The sequence below is a fragment of the Acidimicrobiales bacterium genome, assembly GCA_035533095.1.
Lineage (GTDB): Bacteria > Actinomycetota > Acidimicrobiia > Acidimicrobiales > Palsa-688 > DATLUM01.
In genome coordinates this window covers 20,866-47,792 of sequence record DATLUM010000136.1, presented here as the reverse complement: position 1 = coordinate 47,792, position 26,927 = coordinate 20,866, and the positions used below count along the sequence as shown (strand labels likewise).

Below are 26,927 nucleotides of genomic sequence, written 5' to 3'. Positions count from 1 at the left end.
CGTTGCTGCGTCAGGCTTTCGCCCATTGCGCAATATTCCCCACTGCTGCCTCCCGTAGGAGTCTGGGCCGTGTCTCAGTCCCAGTGTGGCTGATCGTCCTCTCAGACCAGCTACCCGTCGTCGCCTTGGTGGGCCGTTACCCCACCAACAAGCTGATAGGCCGCGAGCCCCTCCCGAAGCGGAATCCATTTCCTCACCAGACCATGCGATCCGGTGGGGACATCCGGTATTAGCAGCGGTTTCCCGCTGTTATCCCGGTCTTCGGGGCAGGTTGCTCACGTGTTACTCACCCGTTCGCCACTAGGTCTTCACCGGTATTGCTACCGGATGGACCCCGTTCGACTTGCATGTGTTAAGCACGCCGCCAGCGTTCGTCCTGAGCCAGGATCAAACTCTCCATCGAGATCTACTCACCACGAGGGCGAGCAAACCAGAGAGCCGGACAAGCTCTGGCGAACTTGTCCAACTGGCATCGGACGGAATGTTGTCCGTCTAATGCTGAATTGATGGCATCACAGCACCGATCGAGACCGGCGCGGAGATGCCCGCACTAGCTTTTAACTTCCTCTGTTCCGTTTTCAAGGAGCACTGCTGCGGAGCGCACACGGCCCTTCCAGAAGAAGGGCCGGAGGTGTCTCTCCGACTTGGTCCCGGAGGCCGCGGTTCGAACCGCGGCCCTTTGGGAATCCCCCGAGAACGCCTTACGGCTCTCAGGGGCGGCTTCTCAGCCTACCGGCTGCCCGGTGGAGTGTCAACCTGGGTCGACCCGGGGAGGCGGCGGCCTTCGAAGCGGAACCTCACCGTATCAGATACGCCGCCCGCCATCGGCGTCGGATCACCCGCTACCGGATGACTACCTGCACCACCCCGGCCATGTTGGCGGTGGGAACGGGCACGACCTGGACGTCGAGGCCCGTGTGGGGGGCCTCCACCATCATCCCGTTGCCCAGGTAGACGGCGACGTGGTCGACGAAGGTCGGATCGTTGGGGTCGTAGGTCCAGAACAGAAGATCACCGGGCTGGGCCTGCGACAGCTGGATGTGCACGCCGGTGAGGAACTGCTCGGCGGCCGTTCGCGGCATGAGGATCCCGGCCTGGCGGAACGCCCACTGCACCAGACCGGAGCAGTCGAACTGGTCCGGGCCGGCGGCGCCCCACACGTACGGCTGGCCCACCTTCGACAGGGCGGCTGACACGATCCTCGCCCGGGTCGAGCTGCCGAGCAGGTTGCCACCGGTGATCTGCACCTGGGACGGCCTCAGCAGCTCGACCGTGGTGCCGGGGAGGGCCTGCTCGATCTCGCTCTGGAGGCTCGCCCCGGCGACGCTCGGGGCGCTGACGACAGCGGCGGTGTTGGGAGAAAGCGCCAGGTCCGACGAGTACGCCTTGTCCACGACCATGTCGACGCCCGGCAGGCCGAGCGAAGCGAACGCGCCCATCCATCCCTGGGTCGACTGGTTGGACCCCGCAGGGGTGATCGAGTCCTCAACCCCCAGTTGCAGGTGGCGGTCGGTGGCCATGTCGTACGAGGAGACGAGCGCTCCCCCCGCCAGGTACTGCCAGAGCCTGTCCACCGAGGCGCTCGACTGCGGCGTGAACGCCCGGAAGGTGGCCGGGTCCACGCCGTAGGTCACGACCTGCGCCCCGGCGAGGTTGACGGTCCCGGTGTCGGCGATGTTGACGGCGGTCACACCCTTCAGGTGCGACAGGCGGGCCTGCTGGGCGCTGCTCATCGGATTCGAGAACATGACGATGGCGTCGGCGCTGTGCAGCGTCCGCAGCCCCGCCACCGACGGCAGCTGGCCGGCCCGCGGCACTGGCAACGACGCAGGCACCGACGACCCTGCCCCACCGGAATCTCCTGCGGCGACGGGCGGAAGCGTGCCGACCGGGATACCAGAGGCCGGGGCCCGCATGCCCGCGTGCAGGTAGCCCACCGCCGACCCCTTGCCCTGGCCGGCCTCGGATCCGAAGGCGGCCTGGGAGATGGCGGATCCGGGGCGCGGCGGGGAAACCGTCGCCGCGGTCGCCACACCCGCCGCCATGAGGGCGGCAACGCAGCCGGCGAGTGCCTTCGGTAGCCTCACCCGCCCCCTTCCAAAGAGGCCGGGCGGGGGCTCGGGGCGGGGGCTGGGCAGGTCATCAGGGGGGCACGCCGAAACGAAAGGCTTCCGATGAGGATTCCGCGGCGGCGCGCGGATCTCCTGCCCGCCGGGGACCGAGGAATTTCAGCCCGACCGGCGTACCACAGGCCGGGACAGACCTGGGTGATCCCCCACGGCGAACCGCCACGGGAGGTCGGTCCCCACCGAGATGCCGACCCGAGCGGTGCCCGCCGGCGATTCGGGCGGGGCGACCCCGTCGTCGGCGATCCAGACCGGCGAGGACGGCCGGGTCAGGTCGATCCCGTCGTCGGACCGGTCTATCCCCATCGCCTGGCACAGCCGCCCGGGCCCCCGGCACAGGTCGCGATCGTCGCGGCGCCGCTGGTCCCGCCAGCGCGCCGCTCGCATCAGGTCGAGGCCCTCGACCGGCTGGAGCGCACGCAAGAGCACGGCCTGGGCCTCACCTTCGGGACCGCAGACCACGTTGGCGCACCAGTGCATCCCGTAGCTCAGGTAGACGTAGAGATGCCCGCCCCGGCGGAACATGGTCGCGTTGCGGGCAGTACGCCCGCGGTAGGCGTGGCTGGCGGGGTCCTGGGCGCCCCAGTACGCCTCGACCTCGACGATGCGCCCGGAGCGTCCGTCGGCGGTGACGAGAAGCTTGTTGAGCAGGAGCGGAGCGACGACCAGCGGCGAACCCGTATAGAACGTCCTACCGAGCCGCCTGGACTTGCTACGCGGTCCCATCCGAATCGAACGAAGTCCGGGCCATGGGCGACTCTGCGAGGCTCATCAAGCGGCCCTCGGCTTCCTCGAGATGGGAGGCGAAGCGCTTGAGCTGCTCCGACACCGGTGCGGGCCCGGCTCCGCCCGGCGTCGTGCGGCGGGTCACCGCCACGCCGGGCGCCAGCAACTCGACCGCCTCCGCACCGAGCGCTGGATGCGCCTCGACGAGCTCGGCGAGCGGGACGTGCCGTTGGACGGCGTCGCGTACGAGGGCACCCACGATGCCGTGTGCCTGCCGGAAGGGGAGGCCCCGTTCGACCAGCCACTCGGCGAGGTCGACCGCGGCTGCGTAGGGGGTGTCGGCCGCTTCACGCATCCTTTCGGGGTGCCAGGTAGCGGTTGCCAAAAGACCGGACAGCGCGGACAGTGCGCCTGAGACCTGGTCGAGCGAGTCGAACAGGGGCTCCTTGTCCTCCTGCAGGTCCCGGTTGTAAGCGAGGGGCAGCCCCTTGAGCGTGGCCAGGAAACCGGTGAGGTGCCCGAGGAGGCGCCCGGAACGGCCGCGTGCAAGCTCGGCTATGTCGGGGTTCTTCTTCTGCGGGAGCATGGAGCTCCCGGTGGCGTACTCGTCCGCGAGGGAGACGAACCCGAACTCCTCGCTCGACCACAGCACGATCTCCTCCCCCAGGCGGGAGAGGTGGACCCCGAGCAGAGCGAGGTCGAACAGCGCTTCGGCTACGAAGTCGCGGTCGGAGACCGCGTCGAGTGAGTTCTCGAACCGCCGCGCGAAGCCGAGCTCGGCAGCGACGAGATCCGGCTCGAGGGGCAGCGAGCTCCCGGCAAGAGCGCCGGCGCCGAGGGGCGAAACGTCGAGACGGCGCCGGGTGTCCTCGATTCGGTCCACGTCCCTTGCGAGCGCCCAGCCGTGCGCCAGCAAGTGGTGTGCCAGCAGGACCGGCTGCGCTCTTTGCAGGTGGGTGTAGCCGGGCAGGTAGCTGTCGCCGGCCTCCTCCGCGCGGGTGAGAAGCACACGTTGCAGCCCGACGATCCGTCGGGCCACCGCGAGAAGCTCGCGCTTGGTGAAGAGGCGGAGGTCGGTGGCGACCTGGTCGTTGCGGCTGCGCCCCGTGTGGAGGCGGGCCCCCACTTCACCTGCCAGCTCGGTGACCCTGCGCTCCACAGCGGTATGGACATCCTCGTCGCCGGGTCTGAACTCGAAGGTGCCCGTGGCGAGCTCGTCAGCGACCCGGTCGAGAGCGGCGAGCAGGATCTTCCCGTCGCCGTCGGTGAGGATCCCCGCCGCCACGAGGCCGCGAACGTGCGCCTTCGAGCCGGTGACGTCGTCGGCGGCCAGGCGCTTGTCGTAGGGAAGGCTCACCGTGTAGGCGAGCAGTTCCTCCGCCGGGGCGCCCGACCCGAAGCGCCCCTGCCAAAGCGTCACGAGCGGTTGACCTGGCGGGCGGCCCAGGTCGACACGCCGAGCCCCCAGAGACGCACGAACCCCTCGGCGTCCTGGTGGCGGAAGCGGTCAGCCGCCTCGTAGGTGGCGAGCGAGTAGTCGTACAGGCTCACATCGCTTCGCCGGCCCGCCACGATGCAACGACCCGGCAACTCGCAATGAAGCCTCACGTCCCCGCTCACGAACTTCTGGCTCTCGTCGACGAAAGCATCTAGCGCCTGCTTCAGCGGCGAGTACCACAGGCCGTCGTAGACGAGTTCGGCGTAGCGCGGCTCGAGCCGCGCCTTCTCGTGCGCGAGGTCCCGCTCGAGAGTGAGGTCCTCGAGGTCAGCGTGCGCCATCAAGAGCGCCAGCGCGCCGGGGCACTCGTACACCTCGCGGCTCTTGATCCCGACCCTGCGGTTCTCGACCATGTCGATCCGGCCCCAGCCGTATGAGCCGACGATGCGGTCGACCTCCCCGATCAGCTCCGCGAACGACATGCGCTTTCCGTCGAGAGCGACTGGAAGCCCCTGCTCGAAGGTGATCACGATCTCCGTCGGACCAGTGGCGGTCGGCGTCGTGAGCTCGAACACCTCCTCCGGCGGTTGCTCCCAGGGGTCTTCGAGGATCCCGCACTCGATCGTGCGGCCCCACAGGTTCTGGTCGATGCTGTAGGGGCTCGACTTGGTGACCGTGATGGGGATGCCCCATTTCTCGGCCAGCTCGATCGACTCCTCGCGTGTGATGCCCCACCCGCGTACGGGTGCGATGACCTCGAGGTCGGGAGCGAGGGCAGCCGTGGAGACTTCGAAGCGGACTTGGTCGTTGCCTTTACCGGTGCAGCCGTGCGCCACCGCGTCCGCTCCGTGCTGTCGCGCTGCGGCGACGAGGTGCTTCACGATGATCGGCCGCGACAGCGACGAGATCAACGGGTACTTCCCCTCGTACTTCGCGTTCGCGCGCAGCGCGGGGGCCACGAAGTCGTCGGCGAACTCGTCGCGCAGGTCGAGCACGATCGCCTCGACCGCGCCGGCAGCGACCGCGCGCTGCTTGATCGCCTCCCAGTCTCCTCCCTGGCCGACGTCGGCGGCGACGGCGATCACCTCGACGCCCATCTCCTCGATCATCCAGCGGACGGCCACCGACGTGTCCAATCCCCCGCTGTAGGCCAGCACAACTCTCTTCGCCACTATCGGAGCTACCTTTCTTCTTGTCTCGGAGGTTATGGCCTTCGGGTGTTCACAGGCCGGCGAGATTGCGCAGGCGCCGGGCGAGCCCCGCGCCGCCGGTCCTCTCCGCCGCGACCACGAGGATGGTGTCGTCGCCGGCGACGGTGCCGACGATGCCGGCGAGCGATGCCCTGTCGAGGGCGGAGGCGACCACGTGAGCGGAACCCGGGGGGGTCCGCACAACGACCAGGTTGGCGGACGACGCCACCTCGACAACCCACTCGCCGAGGACCCTTCTCAGGTGGTCGCCCGGTGCGACACGGTCCTTGGGATGCTCGGGGATCGCGTAGACGGCTTCTCCTCCTGCGGCGCGGACCTTCACCGCACCGATCTCCTCGAGATCGCGCGACACCGTCGCCTGAGTGGCGGGGATTCCCGCCTTGGCGAGCAGCTCCACGAGTTGTGCCTGGCTCGTGACAGCAGACTGCTCGAGGATCTGCTCGATCCGGTGGTGGCGCTGGTTCTTCGACAACCTCATCTGTCTCGCGCGTCGAGAAGCCACATCAACAGGCCGCGAGCCGCGTGCATGCGGTTCTCCGCCTGGTCGAAGACCACGCTTGCCGGGCCGTCGATCACCTCGGCGGTCACCTCCAGGCCCCGGTGCGCCGGAAGGCAGTGCAGGAAGACGGCGCCGGGCGCCGCGGCGGCCATGAGCTCGGCGTTGACCTGGTAGCCGGCGAAGGCGTCCTGGCGCTCCGCCGCCTCTGCCTCCTGGCCCATCGAGACCCACACGTCGGTGTAAACAGCATCGGCGCCCTCGACCGCAGCGCGAGGGTCCCGCTCCGGCACCACCGAACCCCCTGAAGCCCGGGCCCCGTCCACCGACGCCTCGTCCAGTTCGTGGCCAGGCGGGCACGCAAGGCGAATCTCCATGCCAGCCAACGCGCAACCCAGGGCCAGGCTGCGGGCCACGTTGTTGCCGTCACCCACCCAGGCGAGGCTCCGGCCTTGGAGGCTCCCCCACCGCTGGCGGAGGGTCAGCAGGTCTGCGAGCACCTGGCAGGGATGAGAGTGGTCCGAGAGCAGGTTCACGATCGGGACCTCGCCGACGCGGGCCATCGACTCGAGCAGGGTGTGGTCGAAGACACGAGCGGCTACAACGGCGTGATACCGGGCCAGAACCCTCGTCACGTCCTCGACCGACTCGCGGACACCGAGTCCGATCTCGTCCCCGCGGATCGTTATGGGATGCCCTCCGAGCTGCACCACCGCCATCTCCGTCGAGTTGCGGGTCCGGTTCGACGGTTTCTCGAAGATGAGAGCGGCACCCCGCCCCGCCAGGACCGGCCGCGTAGGAGCCTCTGCGAGATCGAATACCTGAGCCAGCTCGTCGCGGGTCAGGTCATCCATATCCAGAAACGAGCGCATCATTGCTCGCCGACCCTGTCGATCGCACGGGCGATAATGCCCACCGCTTCGTCGATCTCCCCTTCTGTGACCAGCAATGACGGGGCCAGCCGCAGCGCCGACGCGGTCACCGCGTTCACGACCAGACCGAGATCGAGCGCGTGAGCCGCGACGTCGCCGGCTCCTTTCCCGTCCTCCAGCTCCACGGCGACGAGGAGTCCCATCCCCCGCACCTCCCGTACCCCCTCGACCTCGGACAGCTTCGACGTCAGGTACGCACCCGCCTCCCTCGCCCGCCGCGGCACGTCCTCCGACTCCATCACCGCGAGGACCGCACGTGCCGCAGACGCCGCCAGGGGTTGACCGCCGAACGTCGTGGCGTGGTCGCCCGGACCGAACGCCGACGCGACGTCGTCGCGCGCCCAGCAGGCTCCGATCGGCATCCCGTTCCCGAGCGCCTTGGCGACGGTGACGACGTCGGGAAGAACGCCGTAGTTCTGGAAGCCGAACCACTCCCCTGTGCGCCCGAGGCCGGTCTGCACCTCGTCGACGATGAACAGCACGCCGCGCTCGTCGCAGAGCCTGCGGACGTCGCTGAAGTACTCGGCGCCGGCAGGGTTGACGCCACCCTCGCCCTGCACCGCTTCGAGGAGCACCGCCGCGACGCTGGGGTCCAGCGAGGACGCGAGCGCCGCGGCATCCTGCCAGGCGACGTGACGGAAACCCTCGGGCAACGGCTGGTACGGCTCGTGTTTGGTCGGCTGGCCGGTCGCATGGAGGGTCGCGAGCGTCCGGCCGTGAAACGACCCGTACGCGCTCACAACCACGTGGCGCCCAGGTCCCGCCCAGCGGCGCGCGAGTTTGATCGCGGCCTCGTTGGCTTCGGCACCGCTGTTGCAGAAGAACACCTTCCCGTCGCCGGCGTCGACGAGGCGGTTCAGCGTGGCGGCCACCTCCTGCTGCGGAAACGTCGCGAAGAGGTTCGACACGTGCAGGAGGGTTCGTGCCTGGTCGCAGATCGCGTCCGCGACCGCGGGGTGCGCGTGACCCAGGGATGTGACGGCGAGACCGCTGAGGAAGTCGAGGTAGACCTTGCCCGAGTCGTCCCAGACGCGGCTGCCCTCACCCCGCACGAACGTGACCGGCTGCGGCGGGTAGGTGTCCATCAGCCGGGTCGCCGCAGCAGGCGAGGCGCTCATCGGATCGCTCCGGATGTGATCATGGTGCCGATCCCCTCCCGTGTGAAGATCTCGAGCAGCAACGAGTGCGGCAGCCGGCCATCGAGGATGTGCGCCTGGCCGACACCGTTCCGAACGGCCCTCACGCACGAGCGGACTTTCGGGATCATCCCGCCGTCGACGGTGCCGTCGGAAAGCATCACTTCGAGCTCCGCGTCCGTGGCGGTCGAGATCCTCGAAGCCGGGTCGTGACGGTCGCGGCGGATCCCGTCGACATCCGTGAGGTAGACCAGCTTCGCGGCGTTCAGGGCTTCCGCAACCGCGCCTGCCGCAGTGTCGGCGTTGATGTTGTACGCCTGCCCGGTGTCGTCGGTTCCGATGGTCGCTACGACAGGTATCAGATCCTCGGCGACCAACCGCAGCAGCAGGTCCGGGTTGACGGACGCGACGTCGCCGACGAAACCGAGTTGCGGGTCGCGGGCCTGCGCGCTGATCAGGCCGGCGTCCTCACCCGAGACGCCAACCGCGAGAGGGCTGTGCACGTTGATCGCGCTGACGATGTCGCGGTTCACCTTGCCGACCAGGACCATGCGCGCGATGTCGAGGGTTTCTGCGTCGGTCACGCGCAGCCCGTCGACGAACTCGGGGACCTTGCCCAGGCGCGCCATCAGATCGCCTATCTGCGGTCCGCCGCCGTGCACGACAACGGGGCGCATCCCCACGGAACGCATCAGGACCACGTCGCTCGCGAACGAGGACAGCGCGTCCTCGTGCCCGCCGTCCCCGGCCGCTGCGAGCGCGTTGCCCCCGTACTTGACGACCACGGTGCGTCCCCAGAACCGGCGTATGTAAGGGAGCGCTTCGATCAACACGCCGGCTTTCGTGGCGGGATCGATATCGGTTTGGGGAGCCAAGGCGCCGCCGGTCACGGGTAGAGGCCGACCAAGGGAAGGCCGGTCGTCTGCTCGAGGCCGAGCGCGATGTTCGCGCACTGGATCGCCTGGCCGGCAGCTCCCTTGGTGAGGTTGTCGATGGCCGATATCACGACGATCCAGCCGGTGCGGCTGTCTGTCCGAGCGGTGATGTGGGCGCAGTTCGAACCGAGCGTGGCTTTGGTCGAGGGCAAGCGTTCGTCGACCACGACGAACGGCTCGCCCGCGTAGAAGTCCTCCAGCACACGCAGCGGATCCGGCGCGGCAGTCCCTGAAGAGGCAGGGCGCGCGTAGCAGGTGGCGAGGATCCCACGGTTCATCGGCGCGAGATGCGGGGTGAAGAGAACCTCCACGCCGGCGGCCTGCTCGATCTCCGGAGTGTGCCGGTGAGTCAGCAGCCCGTACGCGGTGAAGTCCTCGTCGACCGTGTTGAAGTGGGTGCTGGGTTTGGGAGCCCTCCCCGCCCCCGAGACGCCGCTGGCCGCGTCGACGACGACTCCTGTCGCCTCGATGGCCCCTGCTCTCGCCAAAGGGGCCAGCGCGAGGGCTGCCGCGGTCGGGTAGCAGCCCGGGGCGGCGATGAGCCTGGCTCCGGGCAATGCTTCCTTGAACAGCTCAGGTATCCCGTACACCGCTTGTTCGAGTAGTTCCGGATGGTGGTGCTCCTCGCCGTACCAGACGGGATACAGCGAGGTGTCGGACAATCTGAAATCTGCGGCGAGGTCGACGACGGTGCCGTTGCGTTCCAGGAGATCCGGGACGAGATCCTGCGAAGCCCCGTGGGGCATCGCGAGAAAGACGAGGTCCAGACCGTCCGCCTCGCTCTTGTCGGAAGCCGTGAAAACCAGCGACCGGTACGCCGAGGCCAGGCTGGGATACAGGTCCGCAACCCTGCCTCCCGCCTGCGTGTCGGCGGTGGCGAGGACCACGTCCATCGCTGGATGGCCGGCCGCGAGTCGCAGTAGCTCGGCGCCCGCGTACCCCGAGGCTCCGAAGACCCCTACCTTCAACTTGGCGGACACAGCGCAAGACTATACACAAGACTGCATAGTGATGCACACGGGTCGCTCACGCCCCGTTGCGTCAGCTTCGCAGCGACGCCTCGAACCTGGCGGTGACCGATTCGATGGCCAGCTTCCGTAGGTCGGCCAGCTCGCTCTCACCGAGGGTCCGGTCGCTGGCGCGGAACCTGAGGCGGAACGCCAGGCTCTTGTTGCCGTCGCCGATCTGGACACCGCGGAACACGTCGAACAGCCAGACGTCCTCGAGCACGTCCCCGGCCGACTGGTCCAGCGTTTTCCTGACCTCGGCCGCCAGGACTGGCTCCGCTACGACGAACGCGAGGTCGATGTCGCTCGCCGGGAACCGGCTCACCGCCTTGGCTTCCCGTGGTAGTCGAGGGTGCTCGTAGACGGCGTCCAGGGAGAGCGACAGGAACCCCACCCGCCCGGCGATCCCGTAGGCGGCGAGGACGTCGGGATCGACCTCTCCTGCGACCCCGAGCGCAGATCCTGACGGGCCGGCGAGCTTGACGGCGCGAGCGGGATGCCATCCGCCGGTCTGCTCGGGCGTCATGGAGCCATGTTCGAGTCCCAGGGCTTCGCTCAACGTCCTCCAGGTCGCTGCAGCGGCGTAGGCAGCGGACCCGTCGGAGTTCGCCGTCGCGGCGGAGGCGGGAGCGATGATCACACCGAGATGTTCCGACTCCTCCGGCGTCGCCTGGTCCCCCGCCGGCAGCGCGAACACGCGCCCGATCTCGAACAGGAAGATGTCGCCGGCCTGGCGGTCGCGGTTGAACCGTGCCGCCTTCAGCAGTCCGGGCAAAAGCGACGTGCGCAGGATCGACTCGGACCTGTCCAGCGGGTTCTCCACCTCGACCGCACGGGGATCCAGGCCGGCGCGCTCGAGATCCCCCGGCGCGAGGAACGTGGTCGTCCACGCCTCGTCGAAACCGGCGCCGGCCAGCACCTGGCGGATCTGGCGTCTCTCCCGCTGGCGGCGCGTCAGACCGCCGACTCGTCCAGCGGCACCGGAGGGCACGGTCCGGTCGATCCGCTCGTACCCCCACATCCGCGCGACTTCCTCGACGACGTCGATCTCCCTGTCGGAGTCCAGCCTCCACGAGGGGATGGTCACGTCGAGGCTCCCCGTAGAGTCGCCCGCGCCGCGAGCCTTGAAGCCGATCGGCTCCAGGAGGGACACGACCTCCTCTTCCTGCAAGTCGGTCCCCAGCAGAGAGTTGACGCGATGCACGCGCAGCTGAACGGTCGTGGTCGCGGGAAGCGCTGAGCTGTCGACCACGTCGGTCGTGCGCCCGCGCCTCAGCGATCCGGCGCCGGCGACCGACGCGAGGAGCCCGACGAAGCGCTCCACCGAGTTGAGCGTGACATCCGGGTCGACACCCCTTTCGAAGCGCGAACGGGCCTCCGAGCCGAGCCCGAGACGCTTGCCGGTCCTGGCGATTGCCATGGGGGTGAACCACGCCGCCTCGAGCAGGACCCGGCTGGTGGATCCTGAGATCTCCGAGTCGGCTCCTCCCATGATCCCGCCGACGCCGACACCGTCGCCGTTCGCGTCCGCGATGACGCAGTCGCCGGGTTGAAGCGACCGCTCTACCCCGTCGAGGGTCACGAGGGTCTCGCCGGGGCGCCCCCTTCGCACGAGTATCCCCCCGCCCCCCAGCCGGTCCAGGTCGTAGGCATGGTTCGGTTGGCCGAGGTCGAGCATGACGTAGTTGGAGACGTCGACCACAGCGTTGATCGGGCGCATGCCGGCCATCGTGAGCCGTCTGGCGATCCAGGCGGGCGAGGGACCCTGCGGGACTCCCTCGATGACGGTGCCGGTGAAGCGGGGGCAGAGGTCTCCGCATTCGACCGAGACCACCGCGTCCGGCACGCCTGCGGAGGGGGCCGGCGGAGCCGGCTCTGCCGGCAAGGTCCACGGTTGGCCGAGCCGCGCTGCCAGGTCTCTGGCGATGCCCGCCATGCAGAGCGCATCCGGCCGGTTCGGGCTGACGTCCAGGTCGAACACAACGTCGGGGTGGAGGCCCATCGCCTCGACCAGCGGCGTGCCCGGCGCTGCAAGGCCGGCCGGCAGGATCAGAAGCCCCCCGGCGGAACCTTCCTGTTCGGGAAGCTCCAACTCCGGCGCCGAGCAGAGCATCCCGTTGGACCACTCGCCGCGCATCTTGCGGCGGGAGATCTCGAAGCCTCCGGGAAGCACGGCGCCGGCGGGTGCGAGCGGTACGAGGTCGCCTTCGGAGAAGTTCCACGCTCCGCAGACGATCTGCAGTGTGTCGCCACCTCCGGCGTCGACGTCGACGAGGCGGATCCGGTCGGCGTCGGGGTGCGGCCGGATCGCCTCCACTTTCGCAACGACGACGTCGCCGAGTCCGGCCCCGATCTGCTCGACTCCCTCCACGACCAGCCCGAGTTCCGACAGCGCGGTTGCGAGGTCCTCGACGCTGCCTTCGAGTGGCGCGTAGTCGCGAAGCCATGACAGTGGTGCACGCATGTCGGTCCTAGAACTGAGTGAGGAAACGGATGTCGTTGTCGAGCAGGGCGCGCATATCAGGCAGGCCGTGGCGCACCTGAGCGAGACGGTCGATGCCGAACCCGAAGGCGAACCCGCTGTAGATCTCGGGGTCGATGCCGACGGCCTCGAACACGTTCGGGTCGACCATCCCGCAACCGCCGAGCTCGATCCATCCCGAACCGCTGCAGGTCCGGCACCCGGAGCCGCCGCAGATGGGGCAGGTCACTTCGAACTCGGCGGAAGGCTCGGTGAACGGGAAGAACGACGGCCTCAACCGCGAATGCATCCCCTCCCCGAAGAATGCGTTGGTGAACTCCTCGATGATGCCGGCCATGTCGCCGAAGGTGATGCCCTCGTCGACCACGAGCCCTTCGATCTGGTGAAAGACGGGGAGATGGCGAGCGTCGGGCGTGTCGCGCCGGTAGCACCGCCCCGGCATGACCGAATAGAGCGGAAGCTGCTTCGATTCCATCAAACGGATCTGCACCGGTGAGGTGTGGGTTCGCAGCAGGACGGTCTCGGGCTCGCCGAGCTTGAGGTAGAGCGTGTCCCACATACCTCGAGCGGGATGTGCTGGTGGCATGTTGAGAGCCTCGAAGTTGTACCAGTCGGTCTCGGCTTCGGGGCCCTCGGCCACCGCGAACCCCATGGACACGAACGTGTCCTCGAGCTCGTCTCGAGTCTGGGTGACCAGGTTGAGACGGCCGCGGCGGCGGTCGAACCTGCCGAGGGGTGCTCCGGCCTGACGTGCGAGAACCTCTGTCAGGTCGAGTCTTTCGGCTTCGGAGCGCCGGGACCGCTCGACCGTCTCCAGCTCGGACCGGCGGCTCGAGGCGAGCTGTTCGAGGCGGGAGCGGGCGGCGTGGAGGACGGCTCCGGCCGCGCGGCGCTGGTCGGCGGTGAGCTTGCCGAGCTGCGAGTTGAGGCCCGCGAGCTTCGACCGCTTACCGAGCGCGTCGCGCTCCGCGTCCCGAAGGGCCGCTGCGTCGCCGACCTTCCCGAGCAGCTCGGCAGCGTCGTACTCCGCTTGCCGGACCGCTGCGGTGAACTGCTCGAGGTCGTGCCCTTCGTCTGATGCGTCGTTGCTCACTGTTCCTGAAGCCTGTCCAAGTCGATGAGGGGGAGGGTGAAACGGAAGGTGGCGCCAACGCCTGGAGCGGACTCCGCGGTGAGGTCGCCGCCGTGAGACTCCACCAGGCCACGGCTGATCCACAAACCGAGCCCTGACCCGGTCGGGCGTCCTTCTGATCTTCTGAAGAATTTGGTGAACACCTTCGGCAGGTCGGCAGCCGGTATTCCTTCGCCGCGGTCGGACACCGCGACGGACACCTTGCCGTCTTCGACCGCCCCGACGATGCGCAGTCCGCGCGGGGAGCCGTACTTGCACGCGTTCTCCACCAGGTTGGTGAGGACCTGTTCGACCTTGTCGGGATCGGCGTACACCTTCGGGAACTCGACGGGGAACTCGGTCGTCGCTTCGAGCTCCGGGTACTCGAGTGTCACCTTCTCGACCACGTTCGACGCGATCCTCGGAAGGTCCACGAGCTGGCGCCGGAGACGCAGACGCCCCGTCTCGAGCCGGCTGATGTCCAGCAACTCCGTGATCAACCTGGTGACACGGTCGGCGTCGTGGTTGACCTGCTCGAGCATCATCTGCTTCTGATCGTCCGGCAAGCGGTCCCAACGGTTCAGAAGCAGGCTGGTGTAGCCCTTCACCGAAGTGAGAGGCGACCGCAGTTCGTGACTGACCGTCGAGACGATCTCGATGCCGCTGACATCGGACCCGGTCCGCCCAGCAGCGTCGCGCAGGCTGATGACCGCCCCGGTCAGAGCTCCGGCACTGTCGCGCTGGTACGAGCCGGCCAGCGAGGCCACGAGGTCGCGCCCGTCCTTGCGCCGAACCACGACGGTCTGCTGGGACATGCCGCGCACGGACCGCAGCCTCGTCGAGGGGTGCCACCCTCCGCTGAGGAGAGGCCGGCCGTCGAGATCCCTCGCCGACAGGCACTCCGCACACAGCCGACCGGTGAGGTCATCGGAGGTGTACCCCGTCAGCTCCAGCGCTGCGCGGTTCGCGAAGGTCACCTTCGCGTCCGCGTCCAGGCCGAAAACCGCGTCGGGCAGCAGGTCGACGACGCCGGCAGGAACGCCGGGGTTGTCGTTCACGCGGCACCTGCCACTCTGGCGAGCCGTCTCTGGCGTGCCGCTTCGAAGAAGATCACCGCTCCGGCCGCCGCCACCCCCAGCGACTCGGTGCCGCCGGCCATCGGGATGCTCAGCGCGGAGTCGCACGCGCCGGCGAGGCTTGCGGGCAGACCGTGCGCTTCGTTGCCGAGGATCACCGCCACAGGACCTGACAGGTCCACCTCCGTGTAGGCCTCGCCCGCGCCGGCGGATGTGGCGATGACCCGGAAACCGAGGCTGCGCAGCTGCGGGGCGATCTCGTCGCCGGACGGTCCTTTGACCACCGGGATCCGGAAGATCGCGCCGGCGCTCGCCCGGACCGTCTTGGGGTTGTACAAGTCGACCGAGCCGTCGCAGATCACGAACCCGCCGGCACCCGACGCGGCCGCGCTCCTCAGGAGTGACCCCGCGTTGCCGGGATCGCTCACCCCCGCCAGGACAGCTACGAGCTGCGGCCTGGTGTGCCCGAGTTCGGCGAGGGTGACGTCGATGCTGCGCACCGTCGCGGCCACCGGCTGGGGTGTCACCGTGTCACAGACGCGCCCGAGCACGCCCGGCTGCACCTCTGTGACCGCCGCGCCGGCGGAAGCGGCCGCCGCGACCACGGCGAGCTCGCCGTCACCGGCGGCGGCGGGATCGACGTAGACGGTCTCGACGTCCGCCCGCGCCGCGGTTGCCTCCTCCAGGGCCTTGCGTCCCTCGACGACGAACAGCCGCGCCTCCTCGCGCGCGGCACGTCGCCCTATGAGCTGCCTAAGACGCTGTACCGGCTCGCTTCGGAAGCCGACCGCCGTCAGGGGAGGCTCCTCTACCTCTCAGGCGGTGGCGGAACCGGCGCCACCGTCGGCAACGGCGGCGGCCGCCCCTTCCAGCGCTTCTTTGGCCGTGCCCACCAGGGAGCCGAAGGCCGCGTCGTCGCGAACGGCGAGATCGGCCAGGATCTTGCGATCGACCTCGACACCTGCGACTCGCAAGCCGGCGATTAGCCGGCTGTAGCTGAGACCGTGCAGGCGAGCCGCGGCGTTGATTCGCTGGATCCAGAGCTGCCGGAAGTCACCCTTGCGGGCGCGGCGGTCACGGAACGCGTACTGCAAGGAGTGCATGACCTGCTCGTGCGCGGCGCGGTAGCTACGGCTCTTGTTGCCGTAATAGCCCTGCGCCTGCTCCAGCACGGCGCGGCGGTGCTTCTTGCTGTGGACGGCACGCTTGACCCGGGCCATCGGGGTTCTCCTCTCAGTCCAAGGGTCGGTCGGGGTCCCGACCGGTGGTGTTACGGAATCGGTGCTTGGTGCCGGGCGGCTGCCCAGGCGGTTCAGATGCCGAGGAGGCGCTTCACTGCCTTGACGTCGCCAGGAGCGACGTCGACCTCGCGGGCGAGCCGGCGGGTGCGCGTGGACGACTTCTTCTCCAGGATGTGAGAACGGAACGCCTGGCGCCGGCGCAGCTTGCCGCTACCCGTGATCTTGAAGCGCTTCGCCGCGCCTCTGTCGGTTTTCATCTTCGGCATCTCGACTCCTGGTTCATGTCGGTTCGGCTGCTTGTGTCGCTCGGCTGTCTAGGAGGGTTCCGCGGTGGCTGGTGCGGTGGAAGCCGCCCCGGCTTCCTCGGCGGTGGCCACGGCGCCTGCTGCACCCTCGTCCTGCGGCGGGGTCCCGTTGGGATCGCCCTTCTTCACTTGCTGCGCCCTGCGGTCTGGGGCAAGCACCATGATCATGTTCCGACCATCGAGCTTCGGGGCTGCTTCCACCTTCGCCACGGCGCCGACTGTTTCGGCGACGTGGTCGAGGATCCGCTTGCCGAGCTCGGGATGGCTCATCTCGCGGCCCCGGAACATGATGGTGATCTTGACCTTGTGGCCCTCCCCGAGGAAGCGGGCGACCTGGCGGGTCTTGGTGTCGAAGTCGCCGCTGCCGATCTTCGGGCGGTACTTCATCTCCTTGATCCCCGTGGTCGTCGCCTTACGCCGGGACTCCTTGGCCCTCTGGGCCGCTTCGTACTTGAAGCGGTTGTAGTCCATGACCCTGCAGACCGGCGGGTTTGCCTCGGCGGCCACCTCCACAAGGTCGAGATCGAGCTGGCGGGCGATGCTCAATGCCTCGGGCAGCGGCTTGATCCCAAGCTGCTTGCCGTCCGGATCGATGAGCAGGACCTCGCGGGCCCGGATCCTGTCGTTGGTTCGGTGGTCGTTCTGGTCAGGTGCAGCGGCTATGCGGCATCACTCCTTGGTGCTGGAACCCATTCTCTGGCGCGAAAAGGGCGAGCGTCAGGAAGCAACGCCCGCCCAAGCGGTCATTCGACCCGGACGCACGCTCGCCGTGGCCTGCCGCTGTGGCAATTACCTCGGGTCGGTGGCCGGGTGGGGGCCGAGACCCCGCTTCCCGTATTCGGTTTTCAACATAGGGTAGCGGAATGAGCACGCTTTGGACGCCCGGCGGGGAAAGACCGGTATCCCGTGGGCCGCAGGAAGATGCCGGCGGACGGCCCGCTCCCGGCACGCAAGAGCCATCCGGCGAACCGACGCAGGAGGAGATGCAGGCACGGCTCGCCCAGCTCCAGGACCAGCTCGCCCGCACCCCGGCCGAGGTCGTCGTGGCGAACCACGCCTTCGGGCTGTTCGAGCTGGGCGCTCTCCATTTGTCCCTGCAGCCGCCCCAGCTCGACCAGGCGCGCCTGGCCATAGACGCCCTCGCCGCCCTCGTCGACGGGCTCGGGGACCGGCTCGGAGAGCACGCCCCGGAGTTGGCGGACGCGCTGGCCAACCTGCGGATTGCGTTCGTGCAGATCCACGCAGCCACCAAGACTGGGGCCGAGCCGGAGCCCGGCACGACGGCGCCCGAGGGCTGAGCCGACGGCCGAGCCGGCCGAACGCCGCCCCCACCCGCCTTCGAGTCAGCTCAGCCGACCACACGGATGTCGCCGGCCTCCCAGCGTCCTGCGCGCCCGGGGATCACCGCGAAGCTCACGTGCGCGCCGCGCTCGATCGTCCGGCTGCCGCCGGCGATCTGGGTGCAGTGGAACGGGTAGCGGGCGCCGCCGCCGTCAACAACGACACCGAGGCCGACGGCCTCATCGAACTCGTCCACCTCGCCCGAACGGCGCCCCGCCCCATCTGGGACACCAACCTGTCCCGAGGCGCCGATCACGGGACGATCTTGGCGATCGGCAGCTCGATGATGTCCGTGGCGCCGTGATCCTTCAACGCCGGGATGAGCGTATTGATGGTGTGCTTGGGGACGACCGCCTCCACGGCGAAGCCGTCCTCCCCGAACAGCTTCGACACGGTAGGCGACTTCATGGCCGGCAGCAGTTCGATGACCGAATCGAGGGCGGTCTCCACCACGTTCAGCTTCACCAGCACCCTCCCGCGAGCGATCAGCGTTCCGGTCAGGAGGCTCATCAGCTGTTGCATCGCGTGACGCTTGGCGTCGTCGGCGTACGACGCCGGGTTGGCGATCAGCTCCGTGTAGGACTCGAGGATCGTTGCGATGATCCGCAGGCCGGCGGCGCGCAGGGCTCTGCCCGTCTCGGTGATCTCGACCACAGCGTCGGCGATCTCGGGGATTTTCGCCTCTGTCGCACCATGGGAGAGGCGTACCTCCGCGTCGACGCCGTGCGATTCGAGGAACCTGCTGGTGAGCTTCGGGTACTCCGTGGAGACCCTGGTGCCGGAGGGAAGGTCGGCAACCGATTTCACGGCGGACTCCTCGGCCACAGCCAGCACGACGCGGACCGGCTGAGCGGTCACCTTGCTGTAGCGCAGCTCGCCGAGTGAGGCGACGTCGCTGGATGTCTCCTCGATCCAGTCCCTACCGGTGATGCCAAGGTCGAACAGCCCCTCCGCGACGTACTCGGGTATCTCCTGGGGCCGGAGGATCCGCACCTCGGATATCCGGGGATCGTCGATCGAAGCTCGATAGTCGACCGACGAGCTGCGGATGACCGCGAGATCGGCCGCTTCGAACAGCTCGAGGGTTGCGCGCTCCAACGACCCCTTCGGAAGTACCAGGCGGAGCAAGCCGGATCAGGCCTCTCGCTTCGGCAGCGCCCCGAGCAGGTTCGCCATCTCGATGGCAGTGGCCGCCGCCTCGAAGCCCTTGTTGCCCGCCTTGGTCCCGGAGCGTTCGATCGCCTGCTCGATCGTGTCGGTCGTCAAGACGCCGAACACGACGGGCACACCCGAGTCGAGCTGCACCCGTTGGATCCCGGCTGCGCACTGGCCGGCGACGAAGTCGTAGTGTCCGGTGGCACCGCGTATGACGGCACCGAGAGCTATGAAGGCGTCGTAGCCTCCCGTCTCGGCCAGGCGCGCGACCACGAGCGGCAGCTCGAACGCGCCGGGCGCCCATGCCAGGTCGATCCTCGAGTCGTCGACGCCGTGCCGCCGGAGCCCGTCGACCGCACCCTCGACGAGGCGCTCGACGATCGTGCCGTTGAAACGGCTCGCGGCGATGGCGAAACGAAGACCGCCGCCTCCGAGATGCCCTTCGAACACGTTCACGACAACTCCTCGCTGGCCACGGCGTCACCCTCCAGGACGGCAGGTTCGAGTCGAGGGTCGATCAGGTCGATGTCGTCGAGAAGATGCCCGAGGCGATCACGCTTGGTCCGCAGGTACCGCAGGTTCTCCTCGTTGGGTTCGATCCGGACGGGTACCCGCTCGGTGATCTGCAGCCCGAAGCCCTCGAGGCCTCCCCTCTTGGCCGGGTTGTTGGTCAACAGACGCATGGTGGTGATCCCCAGGTCTACGAGTATCTGGGCCCCGATACCGTACTCGCGGCTGTCGACGGGGAGCCCCAACTCGACGTTCGCGTCGACGGTGTCGAGCCCCTCGTCCTGCAACCCGTAGGCCTGCAGTTTGTGGGCTATCCCGATTCCCCGGCCTTCGTGGCCGCGCAGGTACACCACGATGCCGAGACCCTCCCGGGCGATCATCTTCAGCGCCTCGTGCAGTTGAGCGCCGCAATCGCAGCGCTTCGAACCGAACACGTCCCCGGTCAGGCACTCGCTGTGAACCCTGACCAACACGTTGGGCTCGCCGACCGGCTCACCCATGACGAAAGCCAGGTGGGTCTCGCGGTCGAGGACGCTCTCGTAGGCGACGCACCGAAACTCGCCGAACTCCGTTGGCAGGCGCGCCTCTGCGGTGCGCTTCACCAGCCGCTCGGTCTGCCGGCGGTATTTGATCAGGTCGGCAATGGTCACAAGGAGCAGTCCGTGCTTCTGGGCGAAGGCTTCGAGTTCGTCGCGCCGGGCCATTCCTAGCCCGTCTTCGGTGACAACCTCGCACAGCACACCGGCCGGCGCCACACCGGCGAGCCGGGCGAGGTCGACGGCGGCCTCGGTGTGGCCGGCTCTTTTGAGAACCCCGCCCTCGCGGGCTCGCAGAACGTGGAGGTGGCCGGGACGCGCGAGATCCTCCGGGCGGGTCATGGGGTCCACCAGTGACCGAGCGGTCAGGGAGCGGTCGGTGGCCGAGATGCCCGTCGTGGTGCCCTCCCGGTAGTCGACCGTGACCGTGAAGGCGGTGCGCTGCGCCTCGGTGTTGCGTTCGACCATAAGGGGCAGGTCCAGTTGGTCCGCTCGCTCGGTAGTCACCGCTGCGCAGATGAGACCTGACGTGTGGCGGACGAAGAACGCCATCGTCTCCGGTGTCGCGTGCTCTGCGGCGATGATGAGGTCGCCTTCGTTCTCGCGGTCCTCGTCGTCGACGACGACCACCATCTGCCCGGCGGCGATGGCGGCGATCGCATCTTCGATCAGAGCCGGCGCGAGGCTCACGAGCGCACCGAGCCTTGGTCCGCGTACGGCGAGGCTGCTCCAGCCCTCAGCAGGCGCTCTGTGTACTTCGCGATCACGTCGGCTTCGAGGTTGACGACGCCACCGGGCTCTCGCCGTCCGAGCGTGGTCACTTCCATCGTGTGCGGGATCACGGCGACGGTGAAGCCATCGTCGAGCACCGACACGACCGTGAGGCTGACGCCGTCGACGGTGACCGAGCCCTTCTCGACCAGGTAAGGCATGACTTCCCGGCCGGCCGCGATCCTCAGCTCCGGAGCCGGGTCGACGACCGTGCCGACACAGTCGACGTGACCCTGCACGATGTGGCCTCCGAAGCGGCCGCTCACTGGGAGGGACCTTTCGAGGTTGACCGTGTCGCCGGGTCGGAGAAGTCCCAGGTTGCTGCGGGCCAGCGTCTCGGCGACGGCGTCCGCGGCCCACCAGCCTGGACCGAGGTCGACCACGGTGAGGCAGCATCCGTTGACGGCTATCGAGTCGCCGATGCCGGCGTCCTCGAGGACCGTCTGCGCGGATACGACGAGCCGCGAAGCGGAGCCCCGAGACTCGACTTCGCGCAAACAGCCCAGCTCCTCGACTATGCCGGTGAACATCACGTTCACGCTACGGCACCCCCGCCGCCGCGAGCCAAAAGATCAATCCGCACATCGGGACCGACGCGGCGCAGCGACGCTATCGAACCCCTCCATGCGTCCTGGAGGGTTGCCGCTCCGGGACCGCGGAACAGGGGCACTCCGTCGTCGCCTCCGAGGAGCACGGGGGCGAGGTAGATCACGTACTGGTCCACGAGGTCCTGATCGTGAAAAGACCACGCGACGCGTGCCCCGCCTTCTACGAGCAGTTGCAGGACCCCGCGGCTGCCGAGGTTGTCGAGAAGCGCCGCGAGATCGCCCTCATGCTCCATGGCAGGCCGGGCGCGGGCTCCCTCCGGGATGGTGCCGAGCACGACGCGCAGAGGGTCGTTTCCCGGAGCGTCCCTGACGTTGAGGGCAGGATCGTCGGCCCGGATGGTGCCGGCCCCGACGAGGATCGCGTCGCTCTCGGCGCGCAACCGGTGGGCGTCGGCCCTGGCTTCGGGGCCTGTTATCCACTTGCTCGAACCGTCAGGGGCGGCGATTCGGCCGTCGAGGGTGGAAGCGAGCTTCAATACCACCCAGGGCCGGCCCGTCCGGCGATGCTTCAGGTACGGAGCGAGGAGCTCCTCGACCTCCGAGGCGAGGACCCCGGCTTCCACCTCGATTCCCGCGTCGCGTAGCCGCTGGATGCCGAGTCCCGACACGCGAGGGTCGGGGTCGAGGATCCCGACGACTACGCGCTTCACCCCAGCCGCGACGACAGCGTCGGCGCAAGGGGGGGTGCGGCCGTGATGCGAGCAGGGCTCGAGAGTGACGTAGAGCGTCGACCCGCGGGCGGAGTCCCCCGCCAGGTCGAGTGCGACGGCCTCCGCATGAGGACCTCCGGGCGGCTGGGTGGCGCCCTCGGTCACGGGGTCGTCGCCTGCCGGCACGACGAGCGCGCCCACCCACGGGTTGGGCGCGGTGGAGGCGCGCACGGATCGTGCAAGGCCGATCGCGGCCTGCATCCAGATCTCGTCTTCGTGTGTGCTCACGGGTGGCGGGTCGGCTGCTCCGCCAGGAGTTCGAGGGCGTGCGGGAGGACGTCGGCAACAGCGGAGAAGCACTCGACCGCGCCCTTCGGCGAGCCCGGCGTGTTGAGGATGATGCTGTGCCCACGGATGCCCGCGACACCCCGGGACAACCGGCCGAGGGGGCTGGCGAGGCGCATCGCCTCCGCGATCCCCGGCGCGTCGCGCTCGAGTATCTCCTTGGTCCCTTCCGGTGTCTGGTCCCTCGGCGCGAAGCCGGTCCCGCCGGTCGTCACTACCACCCCGAAGAAGCCGGCGCTCACCCGCGCCAGCTCGCCGGCGACGGAGGCGACCCCGTCCGCGACGACCGACCGCTCGACCACCTGGAATCCGGCCTTCTCGATCGCTTCCTGCAGGGCCTCACCGGAGCGGTCCTCCCGCGTGCCGGCGACGACCCCGTCGGACACGGTGACGATCTTGGCCTGCCGGCGGGGATCCTGCGATTCGCTCATCGGATGCTCGCCGGGTAGGCCGCCGCGGCAGCGGACCGGATGGCGCGTGCCGCCGCGAGCGGGTCCGGCGCGCCGAATATCGCGCTTCCGGCGACGAACGTGTCCGCGCCGGCACGGGCGACGAGCTTCACGGTGTCGGCGTCTATCCCACCGTCGACCTCGATGGCGAGATCGAGACCATCACGCCGCGCTATCTCGGCCACACGGGCGATCTTCGGGATCGACACCTCCATGAAGTGCTGGCCCCCGAAGCCGGGGTGCACGGACATCACCAGGACGACGTCGACCTGATCCAGCCACGGTTCGCAGGACTCGATCGGGGTCTCGGGGTTCACAGCGATGCCGACCTTCATCCCCAGCTCCCGAGCCGCCCGGATCAGCCCGGCCGTACCGCCGACCTCGACGTGGACGCTGCAGCTGTCGGCTCCGGCCTTGGCGAAAGCCTCGAGGTACTCGCCGGGGTTGGTCATCATCAGGTGGCAGTCGAGAAGGTCGTCGGTGTGCCTGCGTATCGCGGCGACGACAGGCGGTCCGATGGTGAGGTTCGGCACGAAGTGCCCGTCCATGACGTCGACGTGGAGCCAGTCCGTCTCAGGCCTGATGCGCTCGATCTCATCGCTCAACTTCGCGAAGTCCGCTGAGAGGATCGACGGCGCTATCCGCAGCATCCCGCTAACCCTACCTGGGGGCCCGCAGGGCCAGCATGAACATCCCGTCGGTGCCCTCCGCCTGCGGGAGCAGGATCGCGCCGCGCCCGGCCGGACGCCACGGCGACCCCGGTGGCGGTAACGGCTCGAATCCGGCCGCATCGCGGGCGAGCCAGTTGTCCACCGCGGCCGTCTCGGTCGAGGTGAGCGTGCACACGCTGTAGGCCAGCACCCCGCCCGGGCGGACCAGGTCCATCGACGCGCGGAGCAGGCGCCTCTGGATTCCGGCGAGACGTTCCACATCGGATGGTTTGACCCTCCACCTCGCGTCCGGCCGGCGGCGCAGGACCCCAAGTCCGGAGCAGGGCGCGTCGACCAGCACCGCGTCGAAGCTCTTCGGCCGCCATGGCGGGACGGTCCCGTCGGCGACCGCCGTGACCACTGCCGACGCTGCGAGGCGCTCGGCGTTGAGGGCGACGACGTGGGCCCGTGCCGGCGACAGGTCGGCGGCGACGACGAGCCTCGCTCCGGCGGCGGCAAGCGCTGTCGACTTGCCGCCCGGCGCCGCGCACGCGTCCAGGACGGCGGCTCCCGGACCGACGAGCTCGGACACGTACGCTGCGACCATCTGGCTGGCGGGATCCTGTATGTACCCGTCGGGGCGGGCCGTCGCGGTTGCCGGTTGGTTCATCACCTCCAGCGCCGCGCGCGCGTCCACCGGCCCGAGATCCTTCGAGAGCCGCTCCACGATCCAGTCCGGGTAGCTCAGCTCCGTGGCCGGATCGGGCCACGCCGGCTGGGACTTGGCCAGCGAGGATGCGCAGCGGCGCAGCACCGCGTTGGCCACAGAACGACCCGGTCCGCTCACCTCGCCCACCGTCGCGTCCACCGCTGCGTGGGCAGGTATGCGGGTCCAGACCAGCTGGTATACGCCGAGGCGGATCGCCGAGCGGACCTGGTCGTCAAGCGTTCCTTTCACGTACCGGTTCGACAACCAGTCGCACGCACGACGCATTCTGGTCGTCCCGTACACGAGCTCGGTGACGAGGTGGCGGTCCCTCCCGTCCAGGCCTGAGCGGTCGAGAAGCTGAGGGACCACGACGTTGGCTCTGGCACCCTGCTCGACGGCGACGAGGGCCTCGAGAGCCACCCCGCGCGCGGTCACCGAGACCTTCGGGACGTTCACGTCCCGAAGGTCTCGCGGGGCGCGGGCCGGGAGCCCCGGATCCAATCCGATGCCGTCAACGCCGCCCTGCCTTCAGGCTGGACGCGCAGCAGGCGGAGTCCTCCGGCGCCGGTCGCCACGACGTCGCCGTGGAGCTCGCCCGGGTTCGCGTCCGGCGACGGTCCCGGAACGACCTTCGCCTGCATGATGAGGAGGCGCTTTTCGCGCCACGTCGTCCAGGCCCTGCCCACCCGCACCACCCGGTTGAGCTCCTCTGCCGGCCTGCTCCACGAGAGGTGGAGATCCTCGGGTTCGATCTTGTCGGCGTACGTGGGTTCCCCTTGCTGCGGTAGCGGTTCGCCGAGTCCGGTTTCCAGGGCGTGCACGAGCATGGACGCGCCGAGTTCCGCGAGCCGTTCACGAAGTTCGCCGGCCGTCTCCTCGGCGCCGATGCCGACCCTCTCGCACGCGTACACAGGGCCGGTGTCGAGCCCCGAATCGATCGCCATCAGGCACACGCCCGTCTCGGGGTCTCCGGCGAGGATGGCACGCTCGACGGGAGCCGCTCCCCTCCATCGGGGCAGCAGCGAGAAATGGGCGTTGACCATCGGGACCCGTTCGAGGACCTCGTCCTTGATGATCCGGCCGAACGCCACGACGATTCCCAGCTCCGCCCCGGCGTCGAGAACATCTTCGATGCGCTGCGTGACGGGGAGTCCCAGCTCCAGCGCGGCCTGCTTGACGGGGCTGGGGGTGGGGGCCGCGTTACGGCCGCGTCTTTTGTCCGCGCGGGTGACAACGATGGCTATGTCGTGACCTGACGCCGCCAACGCCCTGAGCGCTACGGCGGCAGGGCTGGGCGTGCCCAGGAAGGCGATGCGCAGCCTGCTCCCCTAGCTGGCGACGGTCTCCGCCCTCCGGCGGAGCTCCCTCATGGCTTCCTTCTTCTGATCCTTGTCCAACATGCCCAGCAGGAGCCGCCCGTCCAGGTGGTCGAGCTCGTGCTCGAGACACCTCGCCTCGAGCTCGTCGGCTTCGATCGAGATCTCGTTGCCGTCGAGGTCGTAGCCGGTGAGGTGGATCTCCTTGGGCCGTACGATCGGGAAGAACAGGCCCGGGATGGACAGGCAGCCTTCCTCGTACTCCCATTCGCCCCTGCTCTCGGTGATCACCGGGTTGACGATCGCGACCGGGTCCCTCTCCTCCATCTGGTACACAAAGAGCCTCTTCTGCACCCCGACCTGCGGGGCCGCGAGGCCGAGGCCGTGGGCCTCGTGCATGGTCTCGACCATGTCGTCGACCAGGCGGGCGAGCTTGCCGTCGATGTCGGTGATCTCGGATGCGCGCTGCGTCAGTACGGGATCCCCGAAGAGCCGGATCTGGTAGGAGGCCACGAAACCATGGTACCGGTAGCGTCTCAGGCGGCATGCCCGACGACCACTACTTCTCCGCCGCCCCGTCGGCAACGTCACGCCCGCAGGAGCTGGAGTTGACCCTCCCCGACGTGCACTTGACACTGGTCGCTGACCGCGGCGTCTTCTCGGCGAGGGCGGTGGACCCCGGCACCGTCGAGTTTCTCAAAGCGGTTCCGCCCCCGCCGCCGGAGGGCCACCTCCTCGATCTGGGCTGCGGCTATGGCCCGATCGCCTGCACCCTGGCGTTGAGGGCGCCGCGGGCGACCGTGTGGGCTCTCGACGTCAACGAACGGGCGCTCTCGCTCACAGCGTCCAACGCGAAGCGAAACGGTGCGCCCAATGTCAGGGCCGTGACGTCGGCGGACATCCCAGCGGACGTGACGTTTTCCGGCATTTGGTCCAACCCTCCGATCCGGATCGGAAAACCTGCCCTGCACGCTCTGCTGGAAGGGTGGCTGGCGCGCCTGGTCCCGGGGGGTTTCGCGTGGCTGGTGGTGCACCATCATCTCGGGGGTGATTCGCTGGCTCGCTGGCTCGATGCGCAGGGTTGGGTCACTTCGAAGGTCTCGTCGCGCAAGGGCTACCGGATCATGAAGGTAGCGGCGCGGTGAAACAGCTCGGCCCCACCGACCTGAAGCGGCTCCACAGAGAGTGGAACCGGAAGAGCAAGGGCAGGCTGGCCTTGATTCTCGACGGGGTCAGCTCTCCCTACAACGTGGGTGCGATGGTCAGGACCGCCGCGGCCTACCGGGTCGAACACCTCTACCTGGCCGGCGCGACCGTGAGCCCCGCAAACCCGAAGGCGGGGAAGCTCTCGATGGGGACCGAACGGTACCTGTCGTGGACGTCGTTCGAGAGGGGGCCCGATGCGGCGGACGCCGCTCGTGAGGACGGGTTCACCGTCCTGGGTCTGGAGCTCGCCGACGCAGCAGTTCCTCTTCACCAGTTGCGCGCCGGGCCTGACGTGTGCGTGGCAGTGGGGCACGAGGATCACGGGTTGCCGCCAGCGACGCTCGCCGCGTGCGACGCGGTCGCCTTCTTGCCGCTGATGGGTCGGGTTGGCTCTCTGAACGTGGCGACCGCTGCGGCGATCGCGCTGTACGAGCTGCGCCGCCAGGAGTGGAACTGACC

30 protein-coding genes and 1 rRNA gene are annotated in these 26,927 nt (G+C 68.7%); 3 read left to right on the top strand and 28 right to left on the bottom strand.

What is annotated here, in order from left to right:
- The 17 genes from VNF71_15730 to infC form a co-directional block, all read right to left on the bottom strand.
- Positions 1 to 403: ribosomal RNA gene (locus VNF71_15730) — 16S ribosomal RNA — on the bottom strand; the annotation flags it as partial.
- A gap of 439 nt (positions 404 to 842) precedes the next feature.
- Positions 843 to 2,087, bottom strand: a complete 1,245-nt coding sequence (locus tag VNF71_15725; GenBank protein HVA76005.1) for a C40 family peptidase — start codon at positions 2,085 to 2,087, stop codon at positions 843 to 845.
- Between the two features lie 141 nt (positions 2,088 to 2,228).
- A complete protein-coding gene (locus tag VNF71_15720; protein HVA76004.1) occupies positions 2,229 to 2,852 on the bottom strand; it encodes a DNA-3-methyladenine glycosylase in 624 nt (207 codons plus the stop codon).
- The gene (gene argH / locus VNF71_15715; protein HVA76003.1) at positions 2,839 to 4,272 is read right to left on the bottom strand and encodes an argininosuccinate lyase; all 1,434 of its coding nucleotides are present in this window, start codon (positions 4,270 to 4,272) and stop codon (positions 2,839 to 2,841) included. The genes VNF71_15720 and argH overlap by 14 nt, the downstream gene beginning before the upstream one ends.
- A complete protein-coding gene (locus tag VNF71_15710; protein ID HVA76002.1) occupies positions 4,269 to 5,462 on the bottom strand; it encodes an argininosuccinate synthase in 1,194 nt (397 codons plus the stop codon). Before VNF71_15710 ends, argH begins: the two co-directional genes overlap by 4 nt.
- Before the next feature lie 49 nt (positions 5,463 to 5,511).
- The gene (gene argR / locus VNF71_15705) at positions 5,512 to 5,979 is read right to left on the bottom strand and encodes an arginine repressor (protein HVA76001.1); all 468 of its coding nucleotides are present in this window, start codon (positions 5,977 to 5,979) and stop codon (positions 5,512 to 5,514) included.
- Positions 5,976 to 6,869: an ornithine carbamoyltransferase gene (argF, locus tag VNF71_15700; protein ID HVA76000.1), complete on the bottom strand. Its 894-nt coding sequence runs from the start codon at positions 6,867 to 6,869 to the stop codon at positions 5,976 to 5,978. Before argF ends, argR begins: the two co-directional genes overlap by 4 nt.
- On the bottom strand, positions 6,869 to 8,047 hold the full coding sequence (locus VNF71_15695) for an acetylornithine transaminase (protein HVA75999.1): 1,179 nt from the start codon (positions 8,045 to 8,047) through the stop codon (positions 6,869 to 6,871). Before VNF71_15695 ends, argF begins: the two co-directional genes overlap by 1 nt.
- A complete protein-coding gene (gene argB, locus VNF71_15690; protein ID HVA75998.1) occupies positions 8,044 to 8,940 on the bottom strand; it encodes an acetylglutamate kinase in 897 nt (298 codons plus the stop codon). Before argB ends, VNF71_15695 begins: the two co-directional genes overlap by 4 nt.
- An 11-nt stretch (positions 8,941 to 8,951) precedes the next feature.
- Positions 8,952 to 9,980: an N-acetyl-gamma-glutamyl-phosphate reductase gene (gene argC / locus VNF71_15685; protein ID HVA75997.1), complete on the bottom strand. Its 1,029-nt coding sequence runs from the start codon at positions 9,978 to 9,980 to the stop codon at positions 8,952 to 8,954.
- Between the two features lie 61 nt (positions 9,981 to 10,041).
- Complete coding sequence (gene pheT / locus VNF71_15680; GenBank protein ID HVA75996.1) at positions 10,042 to 12,471, bottom strand: phenylalanine--tRNA ligase subunit beta; 2,430 nt, start codon at positions 12,469 to 12,471, stop codon at positions 10,042 to 10,044.
- A gap of 7 nt (positions 12,472 to 12,478) precedes the next feature.
- Positions 12,479 to 13,582 (bottom strand): phenylalanine--tRNA ligase subunit alpha, encoded by a 1,104-nt coding sequence (pheS, locus tag VNF71_15675; protein HVA75995.1) that lies wholly within the window; start codon positions 13,580 to 13,582, stop codon positions 12,479 to 12,481.
- Positions 13,579 to 14,658 carry a PAS domain-containing sensor histidine kinase gene (locus VNF71_15670; GenBank protein HVA75994.1) on the bottom strand — a complete coding sequence of 360 codons (1,080 nt, stop codon included), beginning with the start codon at positions 14,656 to 14,658 and terminating at the stop codon, positions 13,579 to 13,581. Before VNF71_15670 ends, pheS begins: the two co-directional genes overlap by 4 nt.
- A complete protein-coding gene (locus tag VNF71_15665) occupies positions 14,655 to 15,389 on the bottom strand; it encodes an RNA methyltransferase (protein ID HVA75993.1) in 735 nt (244 codons plus the stop codon). Before VNF71_15665 ends, VNF71_15670 begins: the two co-directional genes overlap by 4 nt.
- Positions 15,390 to 15,491: 102 nt before the next feature.
- Positions 15,492 to 15,896 (bottom strand): 50S ribosomal protein L20, encoded by a 405-nt coding sequence (gene rplT, locus VNF71_15660; GenBank protein HVA75992.1) that lies wholly within the window; start codon positions 15,894 to 15,896, stop codon positions 15,492 to 15,494.
- A 92-nt stretch (positions 15,897 to 15,988) separates the two neighbouring features.
- Positions 15,989 to 16,183, bottom strand: coding sequence for a 50S ribosomal protein L35 (rpmI, locus tag VNF71_15655; protein HVA75991.1), 195 nt, complete (start codon positions 16,181 to 16,183; stop codon positions 15,989 to 15,991).
- A gap of 48 nt (positions 16,184 to 16,231) precedes the next feature.
- Positions 16,232 to 16,885: a translation initiation factor IF-3 gene (infC, locus tag VNF71_15650; protein HVA75990.1), complete on the bottom strand. Its 654-nt coding sequence runs from the start codon at positions 16,883 to 16,885 to the stop codon at positions 16,232 to 16,234.
- 200 nt (positions 16,886 to 17,085) lie between these two features.
- On the opposite strand from infC, the gene VNF71_15645 reads away from it, so the two are divergent.
- Entirely contained in the window at positions 17,086 to 17,520 is a 435-nt protein-coding gene (locus tag VNF71_15645) for a hypothetical protein (protein ID HVA75989.1), read from the top strand.
- 50 nt (positions 17,521 to 17,570) lie between these two features.
- On the opposite strand, the gene VNF71_15640 is transcribed toward VNF71_15645, so the two are convergent.
- The 11 genes from VNF71_15640 to def are packed head-to-tail and all read right to left on the bottom strand — an operon-like array spanning position 17,571 to position 25,775.
- Positions 17,571 to 17,819 (bottom strand): hypothetical protein, encoded by a 249-nt coding sequence (locus VNF71_15640; GenBank protein HVA75988.1) that lies wholly within the window; start codon positions 17,817 to 17,819, stop codon positions 17,571 to 17,573.
- Positions 17,816 to 18,691 carry an ATP phosphoribosyltransferase gene (gene hisG / locus VNF71_15635; protein ID HVA75987.1) on the bottom strand — a complete coding sequence of 292 codons (876 nt, stop codon included), beginning with the start codon at positions 18,689 to 18,691 and terminating at the stop codon, positions 17,816 to 17,818. The genes VNF71_15640 and hisG overlap by 4 nt, the downstream gene beginning before the upstream one ends.
- Before the next feature lie 6 nt (positions 18,692 to 18,697).
- Positions 18,698 to 19,174, bottom strand: a complete 477-nt coding sequence (gene ribE / locus VNF71_15630; protein HVA75986.1) for a 6,7-dimethyl-8-ribityllumazine synthase — start codon at positions 19,172 to 19,174, stop codon at positions 18,698 to 18,700.
- On the bottom strand, positions 19,171 to 20,454 hold the full coding sequence (locus VNF71_15625) for a bifunctional 3,4-dihydroxy-2-butanone-4-phosphate synthase/GTP cyclohydrolase II (GenBank protein HVA75985.1): 1,284 nt from the start codon (positions 20,452 to 20,454) through the stop codon (positions 19,171 to 19,173). Before VNF71_15625 ends, ribE begins: the two co-directional genes overlap by 4 nt.
- Positions 20,451 to 21,065, bottom strand: a complete 615-nt coding sequence (locus VNF71_15620) for a riboflavin synthase (GenBank protein ID HVA75984.1) — start codon at positions 21,063 to 21,065, stop codon at positions 20,451 to 20,453. Before VNF71_15620 ends, VNF71_15625 begins: the two co-directional genes overlap by 4 nt.
- A 5-nt stretch (positions 21,066 to 21,070) precedes the next feature.
- Complete coding sequence (ribD, locus tag VNF71_15615) at positions 21,071 to 22,081, bottom strand: bifunctional diaminohydroxyphosphoribosylaminopyrimidine deaminase/5-amino-6-(5-phosphoribosylamino)uracil reductase RibD (GenBank protein ID HVA75983.1); 1,011 nt, start codon at positions 22,079 to 22,081, stop codon at positions 21,071 to 21,073.
- Positions 22,078 to 22,569: a MogA/MoaB family molybdenum cofactor biosynthesis protein gene (locus tag VNF71_15610; protein ID HVA75982.1), complete on the bottom strand. Its 492-nt coding sequence runs from the start codon at positions 22,567 to 22,569 to the stop codon at positions 22,078 to 22,080. Before VNF71_15610 ends, ribD begins: the two co-directional genes overlap by 4 nt.
- Positions 22,566 to 23,237, bottom strand: coding sequence for a ribulose-phosphate 3-epimerase (gene rpe / locus VNF71_15605; protein HVA75981.1), 672 nt, complete (start codon positions 23,235 to 23,237; stop codon positions 22,566 to 22,568). The genes VNF71_15610 and rpe overlap by 4 nt, the downstream gene beginning before the upstream one ends.
- A gap of 10 nt (positions 23,238 to 23,247) precedes the next feature.
- Entirely contained in the window at positions 23,248 to 24,402 is a 1,155-nt protein-coding gene (locus VNF71_15600; protein HVA75980.1) for a transcription antitermination factor NusB, read from the bottom strand.
- Positions 24,399 to 25,259 carry a methionyl-tRNA formyltransferase gene (locus VNF71_15595; GenBank protein ID HVA75979.1) on the bottom strand — a complete coding sequence of 287 codons (861 nt, stop codon included), beginning with the start codon at positions 25,257 to 25,259 and terminating at the stop codon, positions 24,399 to 24,401. Before VNF71_15595 ends, VNF71_15600 begins: the two co-directional genes overlap by 4 nt.
- A 15-nt stretch (positions 25,260 to 25,274) precedes the next feature.
- A complete protein-coding gene (gene def / locus VNF71_15590) occupies positions 25,275 to 25,775 on the bottom strand; it encodes a peptide deformylase (protein ID HVA75978.1) in 501 nt (166 codons plus the stop codon).
- 32 nt (positions 25,776 to 25,807) lie between these two features.
- Between def and VNF71_15585 the strand changes: the two genes are divergently transcribed.
- A complete protein-coding gene (locus VNF71_15585) occupies positions 25,808 to 26,407 on the top strand; it encodes a methyltransferase (GenBank protein HVA75977.1) in 600 nt (199 codons plus the stop codon).
- Positions 26,404 to 26,925 carry a TrmH family RNA methyltransferase gene (locus VNF71_15580; GenBank protein ID HVA75976.1) on the top strand — a complete coding sequence of 174 codons (522 nt, stop codon included), beginning with the start codon at positions 26,404 to 26,406 and terminating at the stop codon, positions 26,923 to 26,925. The genes VNF71_15585 and VNF71_15580 overlap by 4 nt, the downstream gene beginning before the upstream one ends.
- Positions 26,926 to 26,927 lie beyond the last annotated feature (2 nt).

Excerpts from the sequence above, each read along its gene's own strand:
- pheT (HVA75996.1), bottom strand. The coding sequence starts at position 12,471 with ATGCGTGCACCACTGTCATGGCTTCGCGACTACGCGCCACTCGAAGGC.
- rpmI (HVA75991.1), bottom strand. The coding sequence starts at position 16,183 with ATGCCGAAGATGAAAACCGACAGAGGCGCGGCGAAGCGCTTCAAGATC.
- rpe (HVA75981.1), bottom strand. The coding sequence starts at position 23,237 with ATGCTGCGGATAGCGCCGTCGATCCTCTCAGCGGACTTCGCGAAGTTG.
- VNF71_15720 (HVA76004.1), bottom strand. The coding sequence starts at position 2,852 with ATGGGACCGCGTAGCAAGTCCAGGCGGCTCGGTAGGACGTTCTATACG.
- argR (HVA76001.1), bottom strand. The coding sequence starts at position 5,979 with ATGAGGTTGTCGAAGAACCAGCGCCACCACCGGATCGAGCAGATCCTC.
- argF (HVA76000.1), bottom strand. The coding sequence starts at position 6,869 with ATGCGCTCGTTTCTGGATATGGATGACCTGACCCGCGACGAGCTGGCT.
- VNF71_15610 (HVA75982.1), bottom strand. The coding sequence starts at position 22,569 with ATGAGCGAATCGCAGGATCCCCGCCGGCAGGCCAAGATCGTCACCGTG.
- VNF71_15645 (HVA75989.1), top strand. The coding sequence starts at position 17,086 with ATGAGCACGCTTTGGACGCCCGGCGGGGAAAGACCGGTATCCCGTGGG.
- VNF71_15585 (HVA75977.1), top strand. The coding sequence starts at position 25,808 with ATGCCCGACGACCACTACTTCTCCGCCGCCCCGTCGGCAACGTCACGC.
- VNF71_15695 (HVA75999.1), bottom strand. The coding sequence starts at position 8,047 with ATGAGCGCCTCGCCTGCTGCGGCGACCCGGCTGATGGACACCTACCCG.
- VNF71_15620 (HVA75984.1), bottom strand. The coding sequence starts at position 21,065 with ATGTTCACCGGCATAGTCGAGGAGCTGGGCTGTTTGCGCGAAGTCGAG.
- rplT (HVA75992.1), bottom strand. The coding sequence starts at position 15,896 with ATGGCCCGGGTCAAGCGTGCCGTCCACAGCAAGAAGCACCGCCGCGCC.